Here is a 20,028-nt window from a genome sequence, read left to right as displayed (position 1 = left end):
TTATATAAATAATATTCTCTTTGAAAATCTAACGGCATTACCGCCAACTGCTACTTTTATTTCACAGACAGTACTCCGGAGTGAACTTCAGCATACAGCATTTTAAAAAAGCTTTCAGCCTTAACTTTTTTTCTCTGAAAAATATCAAATATACTTACTTTCTCCTTCACAGTATAAGAATTTAAACTTTTTTATTATCTATACTTTTAAATGATACCTGTAGTTTTACCTATTGTCAACATTAAGTTCTAATCTATGCACTCAATTGTTTTTTAGCTATGTTAACCAGTTCTGTAAATCCCTCAGGATCTTTTATCGCTATCTCCGAAAGCATTTTTCTATTTATATCAATACCTGCCGTTTTTATTCCATTTATGAATTTCGAATAAGAAAGTCCGTTCATCCTAGTTGCTGCATTTATTCTAGCTATCCAGAGTTTCCTGAAATCCCTCTTCTTTAATTTTCTTCCCACATATGCATTTCTCAAAGCCCTTATAACTGTTTCATTAGCTGCTTTAAACAATTTACTTTTACCGCCGTAGTATCCTTTTGCAAGCTTTAACACTTTTCTGTGATGTTTACGAGCATTGACAGCCCTTTTTACTCTTGCCATTTTAAAACCTCCTTTTTAGAATTTTTTACTTATACATAAGGTATCAATTTTTTCATTATTTTTTTCTGAGTTTTTGATACATATCCCGCTTTTCTAAGATTTCTTTTAGTTTTTGTGCTTTTTTTAGTCAATATATGACTTTTATAAGCTTTTGCCCTCTTTAACTTACCTGTTCCTGTAACCTTAAATCTCTTTGCCGCACTTCTTTTTGTCTTCATTTTTGGCATAACAATTTCCTCCCTTCAATTATTTTTCTTTGTCCACAATGTCATAGTCATGTTTCTGCCTTCAAGTTTTGGTTGTTTCTCTATTAAGCTGACATCTTCAAGTTTGGAATAAAAATTATTCAAAATCTTTCTACCCATGAAAGAATGACCGGCTTCTCTACCTCTAAACCTTACAGTAACCTTGACCTTATCTCCAGTAAGCAAAAACTTCTTTGCATTTTTCGCTTTAATGTCGATGTCATGTTCTTCAATAGTAGGACTGAGTCTTACTTCTTTTATATTTATAACTTTTTGTTTTTTCCTAGCCTTTTTCTCCTTCTTGGATTGTTCATAGATAAATTTCCCATAATTCATTATTTTACAAACAGGGGGATTCGCCCTCGGAGATATCAAAACCAAATCCAAATTTTGCTCTTCCGCAAGTTTCAAAGCCTTTTCTAAAGGCACAATCTCATCCTTATTACCTCCGTTATTGGAAACAACTCTTACTTTTTTTGCAGTTATTTTATCATTTAAAAGAAAACCTTTCTTTATATTCTTCACCTCCTAAGTGAATTAAACAAAAACATTAAAATAAAAAAGGACGGCTTCTGCCGTCCTCTACATACATGAAATAAAAATTCATAAAAAGCTTTCACAAACCTTACTGGCCATGCCGTAAGGTGAGAAACGGCTGGTTTCTACTTAACGAACTATATTATACTATTTTTGTCACTGCAAGTCAACATCAAATTCTTCCAATCTTATACATCACTCACTTTTTGAGAAATTTCCTCTTTAAGTTTCGCTATAAAATCATCCAGTGACATGGAACCCAAATCTCCATTTTTTCTACTTCTCACAGATATACCCTTTTCCTTCACTTCTCTATCTCCCAAAATAATCATATAAGGTACTTTCTGCATCTGGGCTTCTCTTATTTTATAGCCTATCTTCTCATTTCTGAGATCAGCTTCCACTCTTATATCCTCATCCTTAAGCTCCTTGATTATCTTATCTGCATAGTCCTTCTGATCATCTGTAATATCCATGACTTCTACCTGTACCGGTGCAAGCCAAGCTGGAAATGCTCCTGCATAGTGCTCTATGAGTATTCCTATAAATCTCTCTATGGAACCAAATACAGTTCTGTGTACCATAACCGGTCTGTGTTTTTCTCCATCCGCCCCTATATAAGTTAGATCAAATTTCTCCGGCATCTGGAAATCCAACTGCACTGTTCCACATTGCCATGTCCTTCCAATACAGTCTTTTAAATGGAAATCTATCTTGGGTCCGTAAAAAGCCCCATCTCCTTCATTTATCTTATAATCAAGGCCGGACACTTTAAGTGCATCTTTAAGTCCGTCAGTTGCGGCGTCCCATTCTTCCTTAGTTCCCATGGAATTTTCAGGTCTTGTTGAAAGTTCAACAAAATATTCAAATCCAAATACCTTGTAAAAATCATCTATAAGTTTTATAACCTGAGTGATTTCATGAGTGATGTCATCCCTTGCCACAAATATGTGGGCATCATCCTGAGTAAAGCACCTTACTCTCATAAGTCCGTGAAGTGCCCCTGACTTCTCATGTCTGTGCACAATTCCCATTTCAGCATATCTCTTAGGCAGGTCCCTATAAGAACGTATGCTGTTTTTATAGATGAGTATAGCTCCCGGACAGTTCATAGGCTTTATAGCATAATTTTCGCCGTCTATTTTAGTAAAATACATATTTTCCTTATAATGATCCCAATGTCCCGATTGATGCCACAACTCCTCATTTAATAAAATTGGAGTCATTACCTCATCATAATCGGCTTTTCTATGCATTTTTCTCCAAAAATTCTGAAGTTCATTTCTAATTATCATTCCCTTTGGATGGAAAAACGGGAATCCGGGTCCTTCTTCATGCATGCTGAAAAGATCCAATTCTTTGCCCAGTTTTCTATGATCTCTCTTTTTAGCCTCTTCCATCATCTTTAAATAGTTTTCCAAATCACTTTTCTTTTCAAAGGCAGTTCCATATATCCTCTGCAGCATCTTATTTTTTTCGTTCCCACGCCAATAAGCACCTGCTATAGAAAGAAGTTTTATCGCCTTTATCTTTCCGGTAGAAGGTAAGTGCGGCCCTGCACAGAGATCTACAAAATCACCCTGTTTGTAAAAAGATATGACTGCATCCTCCGGCAAATCCTTTATCAACTGTACTTTATATGGTTCTTTTCTGTCTTTCATGAACTCTATAGCTTTTTCTCTCGGAAGTTCAAATCTTTCCAATTTAATATTTTCTTTTACTATCTTGTTCATTTCATTTTCAAGTTTAACCAAAAGTTCCGGTGTAAATGAAAAATCTGCATCCACATCATAGTAAAATCCCGAATCTATGGCAGGCCCTATGGCAAGTTTAACTTCCGGATAAAGTCTCTTTATGGCCTGAGCAAGCACATGGGAAGCAGTATGCCTCAATATCTTTTTACCGTCTTCATCATCGAAAGTTAGGATTTCAAGTTTACAGTCCTCATTTATCGGCTGATTGAGTTCAACTACTTTTCCATTTAATTTAGCTCCAAGTGCTTTTTTCTTCAGAGAAGTACTCAATTTTCCGGCCACATCAATTACCTTTGGACCCTTCTCCACTTCTATTTTTTTACCGTCTATAAGAGTTATACTTAACATTATTTATTCCTCCTTAATAAATCTTCCGATTTCAAAAATTTCCTTTTTCAAGTAATTTCATCATTCACCTGATAATAAAATAAAAATATCCAATCTTTGGTTAAAGTATAAAAATGAATAAAAAAAAGCTCCTCCCTCTTATGGGACGAGTATTACCGCGGTTCCACCCAACTTAACAGTATAAAGCCAAAGATCTCATACACTATTCTCTCAACCTTTAACGCTGGCCAGCGGAAATACTTAATAAAAATTCAGTATACAACTCCCGGGTGGTTTTTCAACAGATTTTACCTAAGGAATTTTTCAGCTTGCAATTCCTCTCTCTTAAAATAATTGATCCGTCTACTTTTCCCTTTCACAGTTTTTACTTCTATTTGGCTTTATTATATTATTCTAAAATGACTCTGTCAATAAAAAAATTAAATTCTATTAAAATTATTTTTTATAGACTCACATATACTACAATTATTGCAAAATTTAACTCTGCCGGTAAAAACTTTTTCAATAGTATTTATAAGTTCTGGATTCCTACAATTCTCAGCACAGTGAATTACAATTTTACTGGGTGAAGCAGTTATAAGTGCACTTATCAAAATGTCATCCAAATCCGAAGTCATATTTTCGTCATGATTTAATTCTGTGAATTCCTTAAAAAAACTTCTTGTTATATCCCTCTCTCCATCTTTTATTATATATTTTCCATTATTGTCAATTATTATACTTAAATAATCTATTTTACTTTCTTGAATTTCTACAAAATATTTTAAAAGTTTTATAAATTCATTGTATTCCTTGTTTACCATATATTTTTCCACTACTTTGTCAACTATACTCTCCAGATCACCCAGAAGTTCTTTTATTCTAAAAGTTATGAATCCATCTATATTTATTTCATTATTTTCACTTATGCACTTAGATATTTTATCCAGTATATCATTTCTTTTATTTATACATGATATTGAATTTTCATCTATAATTTTCATTCCGCCTTCAAGCACCTTCATGCTCTCCAGCCTGATTTCTTCCAGCTCATCATATTTAAGGAAAAAATATTCATTGGATAAAAAAGCTAAGATATCCTCTTCACAAAATTCTTCTATCACTATATTGTATATAATATTTGCAATATACATATTAAATATATTTCTAAGCTTGTTATCAATTTCCCTATCACAAAATAACTTAAGGAAGTGAGTATTAGATTCCATACTTTCATATATTCCAATAAGCACACCTTTATGTCTGAAATACTCTTTTAGTTCTTGAATTCCCTGTATTATCTCTTTTCTTTCTTTATCGTAAACTATTGTTAATAGCAGCATCTTTCACACTCCCTTCAAAAATAGTATGCATCCAAACAAAATCTATATTCAAATTTCTATTGTCAAATATCGACATTGCAAAATTGGATAAATCTAAAATCACTTTTTTAACTTTAAATTTTGCCTAGAGTATTGACAATATCTAGAACTCAATATATAATATGAATTGTCGTGGTAATAATGTGCTTATGGGCGCATAGCTCAGCTGGGAGAGCATCTGCCTTACAAGCAGGGGGTCACAGGTTCGAGCCCTGTTGTGCCCACCATATTATGATTACGGCCCAGTGGCTCAGTTGGTTAGAGTGCCGGCCTGTCACGCCGGAGGTCGAGGGTCCGAACCCCTTCTGGGTCGCCATTGGGCCAGATAGCTCAGTCGGTAGAGCAGAGGACTGAAAATCCTCGTGTCCCTGGTTCGATTCCTGGTCTGGCCACCATTATTTTGAAGCATGCGGGAGTGACTCAGTGGTAGAGTGCCACCTTGCCAAGGTGGATGTCGCGGGTTCAAATCCCGTCTTCCGCTCCATTTTAGATAGGGCGCTATAGCCAAGCGGTAAGGCAGAGGTCTGCAAAACCTTCATCCCCAGTTCAAATCTGGGTGGCGCCTCCAAACCCAAAAAGATATAACCTAGTTACTGAAATTCAGCAATCAAGTTATATCTTTTCACCCTATAAATCAAATTATCAATTCACTTAAATTTAACATTTCATCTGTAGAAATATTTTAAATGTCAGTTTTTTATTTTCTCTAAACACCTTTACAAACCCACCATGAAGTTTAACTATTTCTTTTACAATTGACAACCCAAGGCCGCTGCCCTCTTCTTTCCTAGATAAATCCCTCTTGTATGATCTCTCAAAAAAATTCTCCATATCTTCATCATCAATTGGAACTTTAGGAATATTTGACACTGAAACTACTGAATAAAAACTATCATTGTATTTTTCCCTACCTGCCTTGAGCTCAACAGTCGTACCATTCTTAGAATACTTAAGTGCATTACTTAAAAGGTTGTTTACTGTCCTTAAAAATAGATCGGGATCTACCTCAATACCAATAGATTCCTGAGGTAATTTGAGTGAAAACTTCAAGCCCTTCCGTATAAATTCATCTTCATCTTCTTCGGTTACCTGCCTTGCCAGTTCATTTAACTGCAAATATTGTTTTTCCAGTATTATGTCATTGGAAGCCAATTTTGAATATTCAAAGAAATCATCCAGCATGTTTTTTAAATACAATCCTTTTCTGTTCATTATATCTATATAATCATTGAGTTCATGTTCTGAATCATATTTTCCATTTTTAATCATATCTATATATCCCAGTATAGTGGTCAAAGGAGTTCTCAGATCATGGGATATATTAGTAAAAAATTCGTTTCTGTTTTTCTCTTCCCTTTCTATTTTTGAAGCCATGTAATTTACATCTTCGGATAATTCCCTGAGTTCATTTTTGTATTTAAGAGGAACTCTTTTGGATAGATCACCTTCAGCGATACTTCTAACCGTTGATTTTATTTGGGATATATAAGATATACGCCTCCATATGAGCATGAAAAATACAATTATGAAGATTAAAACTGCCATCATACCTACAATATTGCTATTATCCAATTTACCATAACCCGTATATATGTAATACAAATAGTACCCATCTTTTACATAATCACACCTGGTTATTTTAACCAGATTATCTCTATGGGCATTTAAAAATTCAAATGTCTTCTTTCCATTTTCAATCTGATTATTATCTAGACTTTTAATTTCCCTGTTGTTTGAAGCTATCACCTTTCCGTCTTTTCTCACTACAAAAATATAGTAAGTCATGCTATATTCTTCACTCATATATTTCTGTAATTCTCCAGGATCATTCATATCCATGTTCTTCAAGTCCCGTTCAACTGGAGTAATCATATTTTTATGTATATATTCGGGGGTATCATTATAACTATTTAAAAAAGAACCCAAAACAAATTCTCTTAAAAAAACTGCAAGTATAAGTGATACAATTACCGAAATAACTGCAGAAAAAACCAGTTCACTTCTGAGTTTAAATATTTTTTTCAATTTTATAGCCCACTCCCCATATGGTTTTTATATATTTTCCCTGTTTAACACTGTCTCCTAGTTTTCTCCTTAAATTTTTAACATGCATGGTTACAGTATTGTCATTTTCCATAAAGGTATCTTTCCAAATTATTTCATAGAGCATTCTGGTGGAATATACCCGACCCCTATTTGATGCCAGTGTATACAAAATCTCATATTCCTTCGGAGTAAGTACAATTTCCCTATTATCTTTTTTTACTGTATGTTCCAGGGTATTTATTTCTATATCCCTAATTTTCAACACGTGGTTCTGCAGGGTATTACTGACTTTAGATCTTCTGAGTACAGCTAACACCCTCAATGAAAGTTCTGTAAAATCAAAGGGATTTACTATGTAATCATCACATCCAACTATAAATCCCCTTATCTTGTCCATTTGCTGGTCTTTTGCAGTGAGAAGTATAACAGGCACACTTGAGAATTCTCTGAGTTTAGACAACATGGTATAGCCATCCATCTTTGGCATCATAATATCTAGAATTATCAGAGAAACTGACTTGGATTCCAAAATTTGCAGACCCTTCTCTCCATCAGAAGCATAATACACCAAGTAATCTTCCTTTTTAAAATAATTCACAAGCATATTTCTTATGTCATTGTCATCATCTATTATCAATATATTTTTCTTCACAACAATCACCCAATTTAAAATTATAGCACTTTGTATTTTCAATCAAAATCCCTCTTACCAAAAACATAACTGCTCAAAAACAGCATAATTGAAGTCCATGCCAAACAGACCATCAATACAGAAAACACATTTATAGTGCTGGTAAGCTGCACAGAAATATCACCGCTTAAAACCCCCATTACATCAACTATATATGGAATGGGCAGAAATTTTACAAAAGCTCCGTATTTTGCCGATACAACATATCTGCCTGCAAAACCAAAAAGGTACCAGACAGCTGTTCCTCCAATTAGTATAAAACTTACAAGGGAGGAAACAAGTGAATTTCTGCAGAAAACCGATATGAGCAAAATTATTGATATAATAGCAGCTGAAACAATTATTGCAATCAATAGCAATTCGATAATTGCACTCCAGAGTGGAATAATTGATCTGCTTCCACTCACATACTTCATCTGTGAAGTTATTGGACTTAACGTAAGAGAACTGTCAAAAACATACCTTGCACCTACATCAAAAGGCAGTCTGTAATCTGAAAAACCCAGATGAATTCCAGCTTCCAATATGAATATTAAGGTACTTGCAATCAACATACCTATATTTAAAATCATGGAAGCAGCAAATTTGGACACAATGATTTTCTTCCTTGAAATAGGCTTTGTAACCAAATTTTTAATTGTATTTGGGGAATAATCTCCTGACACTATATCGGATAAAAATACAATGAGAATAAGTAAAAAAAACACCGGTATAAAATATGTCAGAATTTCCATAGCTGAATACATCCCCTTTGGTATAAGTTCACTTTTTCCTATATTGTATTTTTTCTCATATTTCAATTGAAGCAGCTTGTATTCATTCTCAGGATTATTTTTCTTTTTCAATTTTTGAATCCGCTGATCCAGTTTTGATCTATCATAACTTTTTATTTCATTCAATTGTTTTTCCTTATCCTTTATCTCCTTCTGGGTACTCACTATATCTCTGGAAAATTCAGCTTTTTTGAGTTCTGAATTAGCTTTATCCCTGCCCATTTTTTGGTTGACAAGAAGAGCCTTATATTTCTGGATTTGTACTTCTAGGGTATTTGTCTTCAATATACTTATCAATCCAAAGCCAATTGTAATCATAATAACAATAACAATCCAAATTTTCTTTTTAATTATTATTCTTTTTACTTCCTCCCATATATACTTATTCATCATTTTCCCCCATCATTTCTATGAATTTTTCTTCTAGATTTTGTTTTAAATTAGAACAGGTTCCCACAATTTTACCCTCATTTATAAAAATAACCTTTGTACATATACTCTCTATTTCGCTTAAAATATGTGAGGATATAAAAACACATACCCCTTTCTCTTCAGCTAAAATCTTTATAGTTTTTTTAAGTTCCACAACTCCAATTGGATCCAAACCATTCGTAGGTTCATCCAATATTAAAAGAGATATTTCACCCATAAGAGCTTGGGCAAGGCCCAGCCTCTGCTTCATTCCCAAAGAATAGGTCTTCACTTTTTTATCAATTTTTACACCTAATTTAGAATATTTAATAACATCTTCTATTTTATCTTTTGTAACATTTTCCAGCATACTTGCTATATAATTTAAATTTTGTCTTCCTGTCATGTATCCGTAAAACTCCGGCGTTTCCACTATAGCGCCCACATTTTGCAATGCCTCTTCTCTTTCAGTTTCAAGACTCTTTCCTCCTATTATAATTTCACCTTCATCTGGAAATAACATACCCGTTATAATTTTGATCAGCGTAGTCTTCCCAGCACCATTTTTTCCTACAAATCCGCAGATTTCACCTTTACTTATAGAAAAGGAAATATCTTTTAATACCCGCAACTTTCCTCTTTTCTTAGAAATGCTCTTTAATTCCAGTACTTTTTGTATCAATATTATTATTCTCCTCTCTATAATCTATTTACTATATCCATTTAAAATTGTAAAATATAAAAGTATAATAAAAATATATTAAAAATAAAGAAAAAATAAATTTGAAATAGACGGGAAGTGTAAATTTGAACAGAGTATCAAGAAGTGTACAATCTGTAAAAATATCAGGTATTAGAAAATTTTACGATAAAGTTCTGAAATACCCGGATGCAATATCACTAACTCTAGGCCAACCTGATTTCAATGTACCTTATAAAATCAAAAGAGCCATGATAAAGGCCATTGAAGACAACAAAACTACATATACGCCAAATGCCGGTATTATAGAACTCAGAGAGGAAATATCAAAATATCTAAAGAACCTTCAAATAAATTACAGCAGAAATGAAATCTATGTTACAGTAGGTGGAAGTGAAGCACTGATGGATGTGTTTGCCGCCCTTATAAATCCCGGTGATAAAGTGCTCATACCGGATCCAGCTTATCCAGCTTATGAAAGCTGTGTGAAAATTTTAGGTGGAAATGCAGTCACCTATAATTTAAAAGATGATTTTTCCATAGACTTTGACTATTTGAAAAGAACACTTGAAAATGAAAAACCCAAGGCAATGGTTTTATCCTACCCATCTAATCCCACAGGTGCCGTATTATCCGAAAATGACAATAAGAAACTTCATAATTTGATTAAGGAAAATAAACTGGTTGTAATAAGCGATGAAATATACGCTTCAATAAACTTTGAGGGAGAGCATTATTCCCCGGCCCAATACAGTGATATAAAAGATCAGGTTATATTGGTCAGTGGTTTTTCCAAGATGTTTTCAATGACAGGACTCAGAATAGGTTATGTATGTGCAGTAAAAACATTTATGGATCAAATTGCAAAAGTTCACCAGTACAATGTATCCTGTGCTCCATCTGTTTCCCAGTGGGGGGCTTATGAGGGATTAAAGCGCTGTATGGAAGATGTCAACTACATGCGTTCAAGATTTAAGGAAAGAAGGGACTATATGTATGATAAATTGCAGTATCTGGGATTTGAACTGAATTTACCCAAAGGCGCCTTTTATGTTTTTCCATCCATAAAAAACTTCAACATGGAAAGTGATGAATTCTGCGAAAAACTTTTAAAAGAAGCCAAAGTAGCCGTAGTACCAGGTTCCGCCTTTGGTAAAAAGGGCGAAGGACATATCAGGATATCCTATGCATACAGTATGGACAAACTTAAGTCCTCCATGGGAAGAATGGAAAGCTGGATAATAAATAACTTTTAATTGCCGCACTTGTTTATTTAAATCCCATAATACCGGACTCATTTAAAATATCAGACACATCCTTCCACCTATTTAAAGAATAAATATGGAGTCCATTTATCCCTGCATCTATGAACCTGTACATTTGTTTTATCGTATATTCTTTTCCTGCCTTTTTAAAATCCTCTGGGTTATCACCGTACCTGGCAATTATTTCTGCAAGCTCTCTTGGAATTGAACTGCCGTTGGATACTGTCATACGGATAATGGAGTCTTTTGAAAGGGCAGGCATTATTCCTACATCAATCGGCAGTGAAATGCCCGCTTTCCGGATTTTTTCAACCCACCACTCATACTGATCCACATCATGACACAGCTGTGTCATGATGTAATCCGCACCTGAGTCCTGTTTCACACGGAGGTGGGCAATGTCCTCTTCAAAAGAATTAGCCTGAAAATGCTTCTCAGGATTACCTGCTACAGCAATACAGAATTCAGGAAAATTTTTTCTAATAAATGCAACCAATTCATTTGCATAATTAAAATCGCCCATTGTACCTTTCCATCCTTTTGGAAAATCGCCGCGCAGTGCCAGGACATGATCAATGCCCATGTTCAAATATATCTGCAAGCTTTTTCTTATATTTTCCATGCTATTGCCAATACAGGTAAAATGAGCTACAGGAACAGTCCTCCCACTTTTTTTAATTGCCCTGCAGACTTCGATATTCCGGCCCGCATTAGTTCCCCCTGCACCATAAGTGCAGCTAATAAAATCAGGATTAAAAACATAAAGATGTTTCAAAGTGTCTAAAAGATAATCCATAGGCTGATCCTTTTTTGGCGGAAATACTTCAAAAGAGAATATCATTCTTTGTTTCATAATTTCAGATATTTTCATATGCTTCTGTGTCAGGTGATCGGAGAAATTGCCGGCACATTTTGTGGATGATTTCTCCGACTGACCGTCTCTCACCCCATTTCTTTTTTAGATATTGATTCGATGTTCTATGAAATCAAATTGTCCATGGAATAAAGTCCGTTTTTTCGTCCAGACATAAATTCACAGGCCTTTAAGGCACCTACTGCAAAAACTTCTCTGGAAATAGCAGTATGTTTTATTTCTATAGTTTCACCCTGACCTGCAAATATGACCTCATGTTCTCCTACTATACTACCGCCCCTCACGGAATGAATCCCTATTTCATTATGGGCTCTTTTCCTAATTCCCTCTCTTCCATTTACAAAATCTATATTTTCTTTGATTGAATCCCTTATGGTATTTCCAAGCATCAAAGCTGTGCCGCTGGGTGCGTCCACTTTCTGGTTGTGATGTTTTTCTATTATTTCTATATCGAAGTTTTTATATAAGAAAGCACTTATATCCTTCAATATCTTATTTATAACATTTATACCTATGGACATATTTGCGGATCGAAATACTGGTATGAATTTTGAAGCTTCCTTCATCTTTTCTATCTGCTCCTCACTGTATCCGGTGGTACAAAATATTACTCCAATATTCTTTTCTTTTCCATAGTCAATAAGTGAATCCATCGCATCAGGTCTTGAAAAATCCAATATGACATCGGCTTTTACAGAACATCTGCGTATATTGTCAAATACAGGAAATACACCCTGTCCCTGCCCTGATTTTCTATCTATTCCTGCCACTACGGATAGATTTGAATATTTCTCTGCCAAGCTTCTTACAACTTTACCCATCTTGCCGTTACAGCCATTCAGTATTATCTTTACCATTTCACATATCTCCTTTCTCAAGCTGCTCATTATATGCAATTTAACGTGAAAGAAATTCGTCTTCCACGTTAAATTCAAGAAAATAAACTTTCTATTCACAAAATACTCACAATAATCTTATTTCAATAAGCCATAATTTCCAAGTTCCCTTTTTACCACATCAAGATTTTTTTCTGACATACTGCAAAGTGGAAGCCTCAAGCCACCCACATTCATTCCCAATATATTCATGGCCGTCTTTATAGGTATGGGATTTGTTTCTATAAACATGGCATTCATCAAAGGCAGTGCTTTTAACTGCATAGCCGCTGCTTCCTTCACATTTCCCTCCAAAAACAGTTTACACATCTTGTGCATATCTTCTGGTATAATATTGGCAAGTACAGATATGACGCCTATTCCACCCAGAGAAAGTATCGGTATTGTCTGATCATCGTTTCCCGAATAAAGATCTATTTTATCCCCGCACAGTGCTTTCACTTTGGCAATCTGGCTTATATCACCACTGGCCTCTTTAACAGCCTGAATATTCTCTACCTGGCACAATTCTTCAAGTGTTTCAGGTTTTAAATTCAATCCGGTCCTTCCCGGTACATTGTATATTATCATAGGAACCTTTACATCTGAAGCAACTGCCTTAAAATGCTCTACAAGCCCTTTTTGCGTAGTCTTATTGTAATAAGGTGTAATTACTAGAACTCCATCTACACCTATACTCTCCGCCCATTTGCTCATATTCACGGCAGCCTCAGTACAATTGCTTCCTGTTCCAGCTATAACCGGAATTTTTCCATTAATCGTATCTACAGTAAATTTTATAGTATCTTTTTTCTCCTTTTCCGTCATGGTAGAAGCTTCTCCAGTTGTCCCACAAATTATAACAGCATCAGTACCACATTTAATATGCCACTTAAGTAATTCTTCCAATTTCTTAAAATCCACTCCATTGTCATTGAAGGGAGTAATTATGGCAACTCCTGAGCCTTTAAACAAACTCATAATAACACCTCATTATTAAAATATTTAATAAATACATTATTTTTCACTTTTTATCCGAACGCTGCCGCTGCTAACACTTCCAGCTTCTCAAAGTGGAAGATAGGCACTGCTGCGCAGGACCTAAGAATCACTTGATTATACATTCTGCTATTTGAACAGCATTTGTAGCAGCACCTTTTCTTATGTTGTCTGCTACAACCCAGAGATTAAGTCCCTTATTCAAACTAAAATCTCTCCTTATTCTGCCTACAAACACCTCATCTTTTCCGGCACAATCCAGGGGCATTGGATATACTAAATCTTTCACATTGTCTTTTAATATTACCCCATCACAGTTCTCATACAGTTTGAATATGTCCTTTACATTGAAGTCCTTTTTAAGTTCTATATTTATACTCTCACTGTGTCCGTATACTACAGGGACTCTAGCCGTAGTGGCCGTAATTCTCAAAGTGCCGTCATGAAGGATTTTTCTGGTTTCATTTATCATCTTCATTTCTTCCTTAGTATAGCCGTTATCTAAAAAAACGTCTATATGGGGAAGTACGTTTCCCGCTATCGGATAGGGAAATTTCTTGGGAGGTTTTCCCCTGTAGCCTTCTAAAAGATCATTATAACCGCCCATTCCGGCGCCAGATACGGCCTGATATGTAGAATATACTATTCTCTCTATACCATATCTATCGTACAGGGGTTTAATTGCCACCACCGCCTGTATGGTAGAACAGTTTGGATTGGCTATTATTCCATTATTCCATTTTATGTCCTCCGGATTCACTTCAGGGACCACTAAAGGCACCTTTTCATCCATTCTCCAGGCACTGCTGTTATCCACAACCACTGCACCATATCTTGAAAATATAGGTGCAAACTTAAGGCTCACACCTGCACCTGCTGAAAAAAGTGCAATATCTATTTTCTTATCTTTTATGTTTTTCTCTTCCAGTTCTTCTACGACAAAATCACTATTCTTAAATTTCAATACCTTACCTCTGGATTTGGCAGAAGCATATAGATACAGGTTTTTTATCGGGAAGTCCCTCTCTTCCAATATCTCAAGGAATTTTCTTCCAACCATTCCAGTACATCCGACTACCGCAACATTATAACTCACGTCAGTGACCCCCTTTTAAAATTTATAAAATCAGCTGCCATAACCTTATTAAATATTTTACACTAAATTACTGAAATATGTTAATGAAAATAATTTTTATTTAGAATCAAAAATTACACAAACCATTCTCGGTACACAACATATTATGAAGTACAATATTTATATATATTCACCGATGAATCAGCAGCACCAGAAATTTTTAAACATTTATAACTTTTGTAAAAGCTAAGATAATAACCAGTATTCCAACAAATATCCTATATACTGCAAAAACTCTCATGGGCTTTCTCTTTAAAAAACCTATAAACTTATCTACAACTACCAGCGCCACTAAAAATGACACTACAAATCCTATGACAAGTCCAATTATTTGAATGGAGTTCATGGATATTTTTAGTTTTATGAGAGATAATCCAGCCGCCCCTATCATAGTTGGTATTGCCAGGAAAAAGGAAAATTCTGCCGCAGCTACATTGGTGAGTCCGCCAACCCAGCCGCCTATTATGGTAGATGCAGATCTCGACATCCCCGGCCATAATGCCAGACACTGAAAGCACCCAATTTTAAATGCCTGTATTACATTTACATCTTCAATTTTTCTGGTACTGTTCCCCTTCCTATATTTGTTTTCCATACATATCATGAGCACACCGCCAAACACAAGCGCACAGGCAACAGTAATTGAATTGAACAACTTTTCCTGAATAATGTCCTTTAAAAAATATCCGGCAGCTGCAGAAGGTATAAAAGCAACTAAAATACTAAACCAGAGCCTGAACCCCCATTTGCCAGGCGCAAGATTTTTAAAGGAGTTAAATATCTTGTTCCAGTAGAGAACTACTATAGCCAGTATTGCCCCAAGTTGAATCACAACTTCAAACATATCTATGTATACTTTATTATAAGCAGGTGCCTTAAAATTTATCAAATTCCCCACTATTATCATATGTCCTGTAGATGATATTGGAAGAAATTCAGTTATCCCTTCCACTATTCCAATAATAACAGCTTTGATAATAAAGATTATTTCCATATTTTTTACTTACCCTCTTCCGTCTGATATTCAAGACATCAATGTCTTGTTATATTTATATTTATACTTATAATTAATACAATATTACCATTATACTATTATTATAAGTTCTTTAACAATACATAAAAATTAAATTAAAAACAAATTAAAAATAGAGCACTGCAAAATTGCTTTTCAAAGCAGTTTTACAGTGCTCCGTTAAGATATCACATCTACATATGGCTTAAGGATTTAACTCTTGGGCCCGCACCTGCTATGTCTTTTATATCTTCTGAAATTCCATCGAACCTTTTAAAATTATCATAAAATTTTACAGCCAATTCCTCTGCTTTGTCATCATAGGCTCCTTTGTCTTTCCATAAATTTCTTGGGTTCAGTATCTCTTTTGGAACACCAGGACATTCTGTAGGTATCATCACTTTAAATACAGGATGTTCTGTAAATTTTACATCTTTAAGTCTGCCTTCCAGGGCCGCCCTTACCATAGCTCTTGTATACGGCAGATCTATTCTCTTCCCCACTCCGTATATACCGCCTATCCAGCCTGTATTCACCAGGTATACTTCCGTATTGTATTTATCTATTCTTTCACCCAACAGCTTGGCATAAACTATGGGATTCATTAACATAAAAGGCTCACCAAAACACGCAGAGAAAGTAGCTTCAGGTTCAGTTATTCCCCTTTCCGTTCCGGAAACCTTGCTGGTATAGCCGGACATAAAATGATACATTGCCCCTTCTTTGGACAATTTTGATATAGGAGGCATTACCCCATACGCATCTGCTGTCAAAAATATCACAGCTTTCGGATTTCCTCCAGCTCCGCTCTTCTCCACATTTCCTATATACTCTATAGGATAAGCTGCCCTTGTATTTTCCGTATATCTATCGTCATTGTAATCAGGTATTCTATATTTATCTAAGACTACATTTTCAAGAACAGTTCCAAATTTTATAGCTTCATATATTTCATGCTCTTTTTCGCTGTCAAGTCTTATGGTCTTAGCATAACATCCGCCTTCAAAATTAAATACACCCTTATCACACCATCCATGTTCATCGTCCCCGATCAATTTCCTCCGGCCGTCTGCCGACAAAGTTGTCTTTCCTGTTCCCGACAGTCCAAAAAACAATGCCGTCTTTCCGTCATCTCCTATATTTGCAGAACAGTGCATAGGCATAACTCCTTTTTGAGGCAGCAAAAAATTCATCACCGAAAATACGGATTTCTTTATTTCACCGGAATAATGAGTTCCACCTATCAATATGATTTTTTTATCAAAATTTATAAGTATAAATGCTTCTGAATTAATTCCGTCTTCTTTACCCCTGGCCTTAAAACCGGGAGCGGCTATTACATTGAATTCCGGTTGAAAATTTCCAAGCTCATCATAATTTGGTCTTCTAAACATCTGGGTAGCAAATAGAGCTTGAGATGCATTTTCACATATCACTCTTATGGGCATGGAGTACTCTTTCAATGCTCCTACAAATCCATTGAACACAAATATATCCTTACCCTTTAAATATTTTATGACACTATCATATAATTTATCAAATATCTTTTCGTCTATAGGTAAATTTGTCTTACCCCAATTTATCTTATCCGTTGTACTTCCCTGTTTAACTATAAATCTGTCTTTAGGAGATCTGCCCGTATATTTACCTGTGTTGATTGCCAATGCTCCCTTATTGGTCAGAATCCCCTCACCTCTTTTAATTGAGAATTCCACCAATTGCGCCGGTGATAAATTTTCATACATATTTCTATATTCACTAATATTCAAATATGACAAGTCAGCGTTCATGTTTCTTCCCCCCAAACAATCTTATACTTATATAATATACTATTTAAAGAAAAATGCAACAAAAATGCAGTAAAAAAATTATAAACAATATATTTTTAAAGATTTTTGATTGAAATGTTGCAATAACATACTCTTTATCACTATTTTTTTAATATTATGCTATTCTTTTTTCATATATAGTATCTCATATTAAATAAGCAATTTTCCGATCAGTCAAAAATTTTTTTTGCTTTTTTAATGTAAAAAATGACTGTATTGTATTATAATATTTACGAGTTAGTCTACTTAAGTTTTTTCTTATATAAAGGTGGTGTGAAAAATTAATATAAAATCCTTTTTTAGTATCATTATTTCCAAAATCATAATAAAGCTGTCAAAAATTTTATTTAAGGGTGGAAGTAATTTTCCCGGAAAAGTAGCATTGAAATTAGATAAAAATATTTTAAAGGTTATATGTAAGAATTACAGAATCATACTCATAACTGGTACAAATGGTAAAACCACTACTACAAGCATGATATACAATATATTAAAAGATGCAAATGAACTTGTAATAACCAACAGCACAGGGGCGAACATGATAACCGGAATAACCTCCTGTTTCATAGAAAACTATTCATTTGGGAAACATCGTAAACCACGCTATGCAGTTATAGAATGTGATGAAGCAAATGTATCTTTTTTCACAGAATACGCAACTCCGGAAATTATAGTCATTACAAATCTATTCAGAGATCAATTGGATAGATACGGGGAAGTTTATACTACCTTGAACAAAATCCTCAAGGGCGTTGAAAAAACTCCTCTTTCAACCATGGTTCTAAATGGGGACGAATCACTGTTAGGAGATTTGGATTTACCAAATAAGATCATTTACTACGGATTTAACTGTTCTCCGCTGAAAAATAAAAAAGTAAATATCAATGCCGACGCCAAGTTTTGTAAAAAATGCAAGAGTCCCTACAAATATAATTTCATCACATATAATCACCTAGGTGATTATTATTGTGAAAACTGCGGCTACAAGAGGCCGGACTTAAAATACACACTGGATGAAATAAAACTTCAGACACCTGAAAAATCATTGGTTTCAATAGACGGCGCTGAATACTGTATAAACCAGCCGGGCATATATAATATGTACAATGCCCTGTGTGCCTATTCCACAGCTAGAACATGCAAGATATCCACTGATTACATATATGACTCCCTTAAGAAACAGCAAAGCTCTTTCGGAAGGCAGGAAATTATAAATATAGGAGACAAAAAAGCTAAGATAATTTTAGTAAAAAATCCGGCAGGTTATGATCAGGCCATAAACACTATAAGCCTCGACAATAGCACTTTCAATCTGGCTGTACTTTTAAACGACAATTATGCCGATGGAAGAGATGTATCCTGGATATGGGATGTAAATTTTGAAAAATTATCATCTCTCAGTATAGATAAAATAATGATATCCGGTATAAGATTATACGATATAGCTGTTAGATTGAAGATAGCAGGACTGCCGGTAGAAAACTTCATACTTTGCAAAACCTATGAAAAACTGGTGGAAGAAATAAAAAGCTGTAAATTGGACACCGTGTATATATTGGCCACTTATACTGCCATGATAAATTTAAGAAAATTTCTCAATGCAAAGGGCTATATAAAAAAATTGTGGTAATTTTTTGAATCAACAGGAGGTATATAAAATGGAATTGAATATATGTCATTTATACCCTGATCTGCTAAATGTATATGGCGATCTTGGAAACATTCTTATATTGAAATACAGGGCACAACAGAGAGGAATATCCGTAAATGTATCCAATATATCCCTTGATGACGCTTTTGACAGTTCTAAATATGATATAACCTTTTTTGGCGGCGGACAGGATTATGAACAGTCCATTGTATCAAAAGATTTAGTTCAAAATAAAAAAGAGGAAATAACAAAATATATCCAAAACGGAAGAGTGTTTTTATCAATTTGCGGCGGTTATCAACTTTTGGGAAAATACTACTGTACACCAGATGGAAAAAAGCTTCCGGGTCTCGGTGTACTGAACATATATACGGAAGGTGGAAATAAAAGATTCATTGGAAATACCGTTATACACAACGAAAAATTCAATGAGACCTACGTAGGATTTGAAAATCATTCCGGAAGAACTTACATAAATGATCTTGAGCCCTTTGGAAAAGTAATCGAGGGTTACGGAAACAACGGTGAGGACGGTTTTGAAGGATGTATTTATAAGAACTGCCTGTGCACGTATTTTCACGGTTCTCTTCTTTCTAAGAACCCTGAATTGGCAGATAGGCTTATATACGAAGCTCTTTCGCAAAAATATGAAAATGTAGAGTTAAAACCCCTGGATGATAAATTTGAAATGGCCGCTAAAAATTTTATAATAAAACGTGAAACTAAAAATAAGAAAGATCCTATTTAAAAAATAAGATCTTTCTTTTTATATCTAGAGTCACCTGATTATTAATTATAATAACCTTCGCTGCTCTTTTAAACTAAATTATTGTAAACTATTGCACTTTTGGAACCGAACCGCCGCTTTCCCTTTTGCCGGAGCTGATTTTAAAGTAAGAACCGGCAATT

General features: G+C 34.6%; 17 protein-coding genes, 5 tRNA genes, 1 pseudogene and 3 other annotated features (1 of these 26 only partly in view). Of the genes and pseudogenes, 8 read left to right on the top strand and 15 right to left on the bottom strand.

The genetic code is table 11. The features are described from left to right. Positions 1–179 (bottom strand) — a binding site (T-box leader); it reaches 45 nt to the left of the window's first position. 74 nt (positions 180–253) lie between these two features. The 5 genes from rplT to ytxC all read right to left on the bottom strand — a co-directional run bounded on the left by rplT (position 254) and on the right by ytxC (position 4,819). Further along, entirely contained in the window at positions 254–613 is a 360-nt protein-coding gene (rplT, locus tag AB8S09_RS07380) for a 50S ribosomal protein L20 (protein ID WP_294182130.1), read from the bottom strand. Between the two features lie 29 nt (positions 614–642). After that, the gene (gene rpmI, locus AB8S09_RS07375; RefSeq protein WP_294182129.1) at positions 643–840 is read right to left on the bottom strand and encodes a 50S ribosomal protein L35; all 198 of its coding nucleotides are present in this window, start codon (positions 838–840) and stop codon (positions 643–645) included. A 15-nt stretch (positions 841–855) separates the two neighbouring features. Further along, positions 856–1,383, bottom strand: a complete 528-nt coding sequence (gene infC / locus AB8S09_RS07370) for a translation initiation factor IF-3 (protein WP_294182128.1) — start codon at positions 1,381–1,383, stop codon at positions 856–858. Between the two features lie 26 nt (positions 1,384–1,409). After that, positions 1,410–1,532: a sequence feature (ribosomal protein L20 leader region), on the bottom strand. Between the two features lie 51 nt (positions 1,533–1,583). Beyond that, the gene (thrS, locus tag AB8S09_RS07365; RefSeq protein ID WP_294182127.1) at positions 1,584–3,497 is read right to left on the bottom strand and encodes a threonine--tRNA ligase; all 1,914 of its coding nucleotides are present in this window, start codon (positions 3,495–3,497) and stop codon (positions 1,584–1,586) included. A gap of 138 nt (positions 3,498–3,635) precedes the next feature. Continuing rightward, positions 3,636–3,865 (bottom strand) — a binding site (T-box leader). A 51-nt stretch (positions 3,866–3,916) separates the two neighbouring features. After that, entirely contained in the window at positions 3,917–4,819 is a 903-nt protein-coding gene (gene ytxC / locus AB8S09_RS07360) for a putative sporulation protein YtxC (RefSeq protein ID WP_294182126.1), read from the bottom strand. Between the two features lie 190 nt (positions 4,820–5,009). Between ytxC and AB8S09_RS07355 the strand changes: the two genes are divergently transcribed. The 5 genes from AB8S09_RS07355 to AB8S09_RS07335 all read left to right on the top strand — a co-directional run bounded on the left by AB8S09_RS07355 (position 5,010) and on the right by AB8S09_RS07335 (position 5,426). Beyond that, positions 5,010–5,085: transfer RNA gene (locus AB8S09_RS07355), tRNA-Val, on the top strand. A 12-nt stretch (positions 5,086–5,097) separates the two neighbouring features. Next, positions 5,098–5,174, top strand: a tRNA-Asp gene (locus AB8S09_RS07350). 3 nt (positions 5,175–5,177) lie between these two features. Next, a tRNA-Phe gene (locus tag AB8S09_RS07345) sits at positions 5,178–5,253 on the top strand. A 14-nt stretch (positions 5,254–5,267) separates the two neighbouring features. After that, positions 5,268–5,342 (top strand) — tRNA-Gly (locus tag AB8S09_RS07340). Between the two features lie 10 nt (positions 5,343–5,352). Continuing rightward, positions 5,353–5,426 (top strand) — tRNA-Cys (locus AB8S09_RS07335). 89 nt (positions 5,427–5,515) lie between these two features. On the opposite strand, the gene AB8S09_RS07330 is transcribed toward AB8S09_RS07335, so the two are convergent. The 4 genes and pseudogenes from AB8S09_RS07330 to AB8S09_RS07315 all read right to left on the bottom strand — a co-directional run. Then, positions 5,516–6,883 (bottom strand): HAMP domain-containing sensor histidine kinase, encoded by a 1,368-nt coding sequence (locus AB8S09_RS07330; RefSeq protein WP_369868835.1) that lies wholly within the window; start codon positions 6,881–6,883, stop codon positions 5,516–5,518. After that, positions 6,867–7,556, bottom strand: coding sequence for a response regulator transcription factor (locus AB8S09_RS07325; protein ID WP_294182189.1), 690 nt, complete (start codon positions 7,554–7,556; stop codon positions 6,867–6,869). Before AB8S09_RS07325 ends, AB8S09_RS07330 begins: the two co-directional genes overlap by 17 nt. Before the next feature lie 38 nt (positions 7,557–7,594). Beyond that, entirely contained in the window at positions 7,595–8,758 is a 1,164-nt protein-coding gene (locus AB8S09_RS07320) for a DUF2705 family protein (protein ID WP_294182188.1), read from the bottom strand. Between the two features lie 64 nt (positions 8,759–8,822). Continuing rightward, positions 8,823–9,461, bottom strand: a pseudogene (locus AB8S09_RS07315) (ABC transporter ATP-binding protein); the annotation flags it as partial. Between the two features lie 125 nt (positions 9,462–9,586). On the opposite strand from AB8S09_RS07315, the gene AB8S09_RS07310 reads away from it, so the two are divergent. Continuing rightward, positions 9,587–10,735 carry a pyridoxal phosphate-dependent aminotransferase gene (locus tag AB8S09_RS07310; protein ID WP_294182124.1) on the top strand — a complete coding sequence of 383 codons (1,149 nt, stop codon included), beginning with the start codon at positions 9,587–9,589 and terminating at the stop codon, positions 10,733–10,735. A gap of 13 nt (positions 10,736–10,748) precedes the next feature. On the opposite strand, the gene AB8S09_RS07305 is transcribed toward AB8S09_RS07310, so the two are convergent. The 6 genes from AB8S09_RS07305 to pckA all read right to left on the bottom strand — a co-directional run bounded on the left by AB8S09_RS07305 (position 10,749) and on the right by pckA (position 17,429). After that, positions 10,749–11,597 (bottom strand): methylenetetrahydrofolate reductase, encoded by an 849-nt coding sequence (locus AB8S09_RS07305; RefSeq protein WP_369868834.1) that lies wholly within the window; start codon positions 11,595–11,597, stop codon positions 10,749–10,751. Between the two features lie 125 nt (positions 11,598–11,722). Further along, positions 11,723–12,475, bottom strand: a complete 753-nt coding sequence (dapB, locus tag AB8S09_RS07300; protein ID WP_294182122.1) for a 4-hydroxy-tetrahydrodipicolinate reductase — start codon at positions 12,473–12,475, stop codon at positions 11,723–11,725. A gap of 117 nt (positions 12,476–12,592) precedes the next feature. Beyond that, entirely contained in the window at positions 12,593–13,474 is an 882-nt protein-coding gene (dapA, locus tag AB8S09_RS07295) for a 4-hydroxy-tetrahydrodipicolinate synthase (protein ID WP_294182121.1), read from the bottom strand. A gap of 127 nt (positions 13,475–13,601) precedes the next feature. Continuing rightward, on the bottom strand, positions 13,602–14,588 hold the full coding sequence (locus tag AB8S09_RS07290) for an aspartate-semialdehyde dehydrogenase (protein ID WP_294182120.1): 987 nt from the start codon (positions 14,586–14,588) through the stop codon (positions 13,602–13,604). A gap of 199 nt (positions 14,589–14,787) precedes the next feature. Continuing rightward, positions 14,788–15,621: an undecaprenyl-diphosphate phosphatase gene (locus AB8S09_RS07285; protein WP_294182119.1), complete on the bottom strand. Its 834-nt coding sequence runs from the start codon at positions 15,619–15,621 to the stop codon at positions 14,788–14,790. A gap of 212 nt (positions 15,622–15,833) precedes the next feature. Continuing rightward, positions 15,834–17,429, bottom strand: a complete 1,596-nt coding sequence (pckA, locus tag AB8S09_RS07280; RefSeq protein WP_294182118.1) for a phosphoenolpyruvate carboxykinase (ATP) — start codon at positions 17,427–17,429, stop codon at positions 15,834–15,836. Between the two features lie 319 nt (positions 17,430–17,748). Here pckA and AB8S09_RS07275 point away from each other — a divergent pair, with 319 nt between their 5' ends. Both AB8S09_RS07275 and AB8S09_RS07270 read left to right on the top strand, forming a co-directional pair. Then, positions 17,749–19,098 carry a MurT ligase domain-containing protein gene (locus tag AB8S09_RS07275; protein ID WP_369868863.1) on the top strand — a complete coding sequence of 450 codons (1,350 nt, stop codon included), beginning with the start codon at positions 17,749–17,751 and terminating at the stop codon, positions 19,096–19,098. Between the two features lie 28 nt (positions 19,099–19,126). Then, positions 19,127–19,867, top strand: a complete 741-nt coding sequence (locus tag AB8S09_RS07270) for a type 1 glutamine amidotransferase (protein ID WP_294182117.1) — start codon at positions 19,127–19,129, stop codon at positions 19,865–19,867. Positions 19,868–20,028 lie beyond the last annotated feature (161 nt).

Origin of the sequence: Clostridium lapidicellarium (assembly GCF_041224415.1) — a bacterium.
GTDB lineage: Bacteria > Bacillota > Clostridia > Clostridiales > Clostridiaceae > Clostridium_B > Clostridium_B lapidicellarium.
Note: the sequence above shows the minus strand (reverse complement) of the source record. Positions and strands in the feature narration are given on the sequence as shown.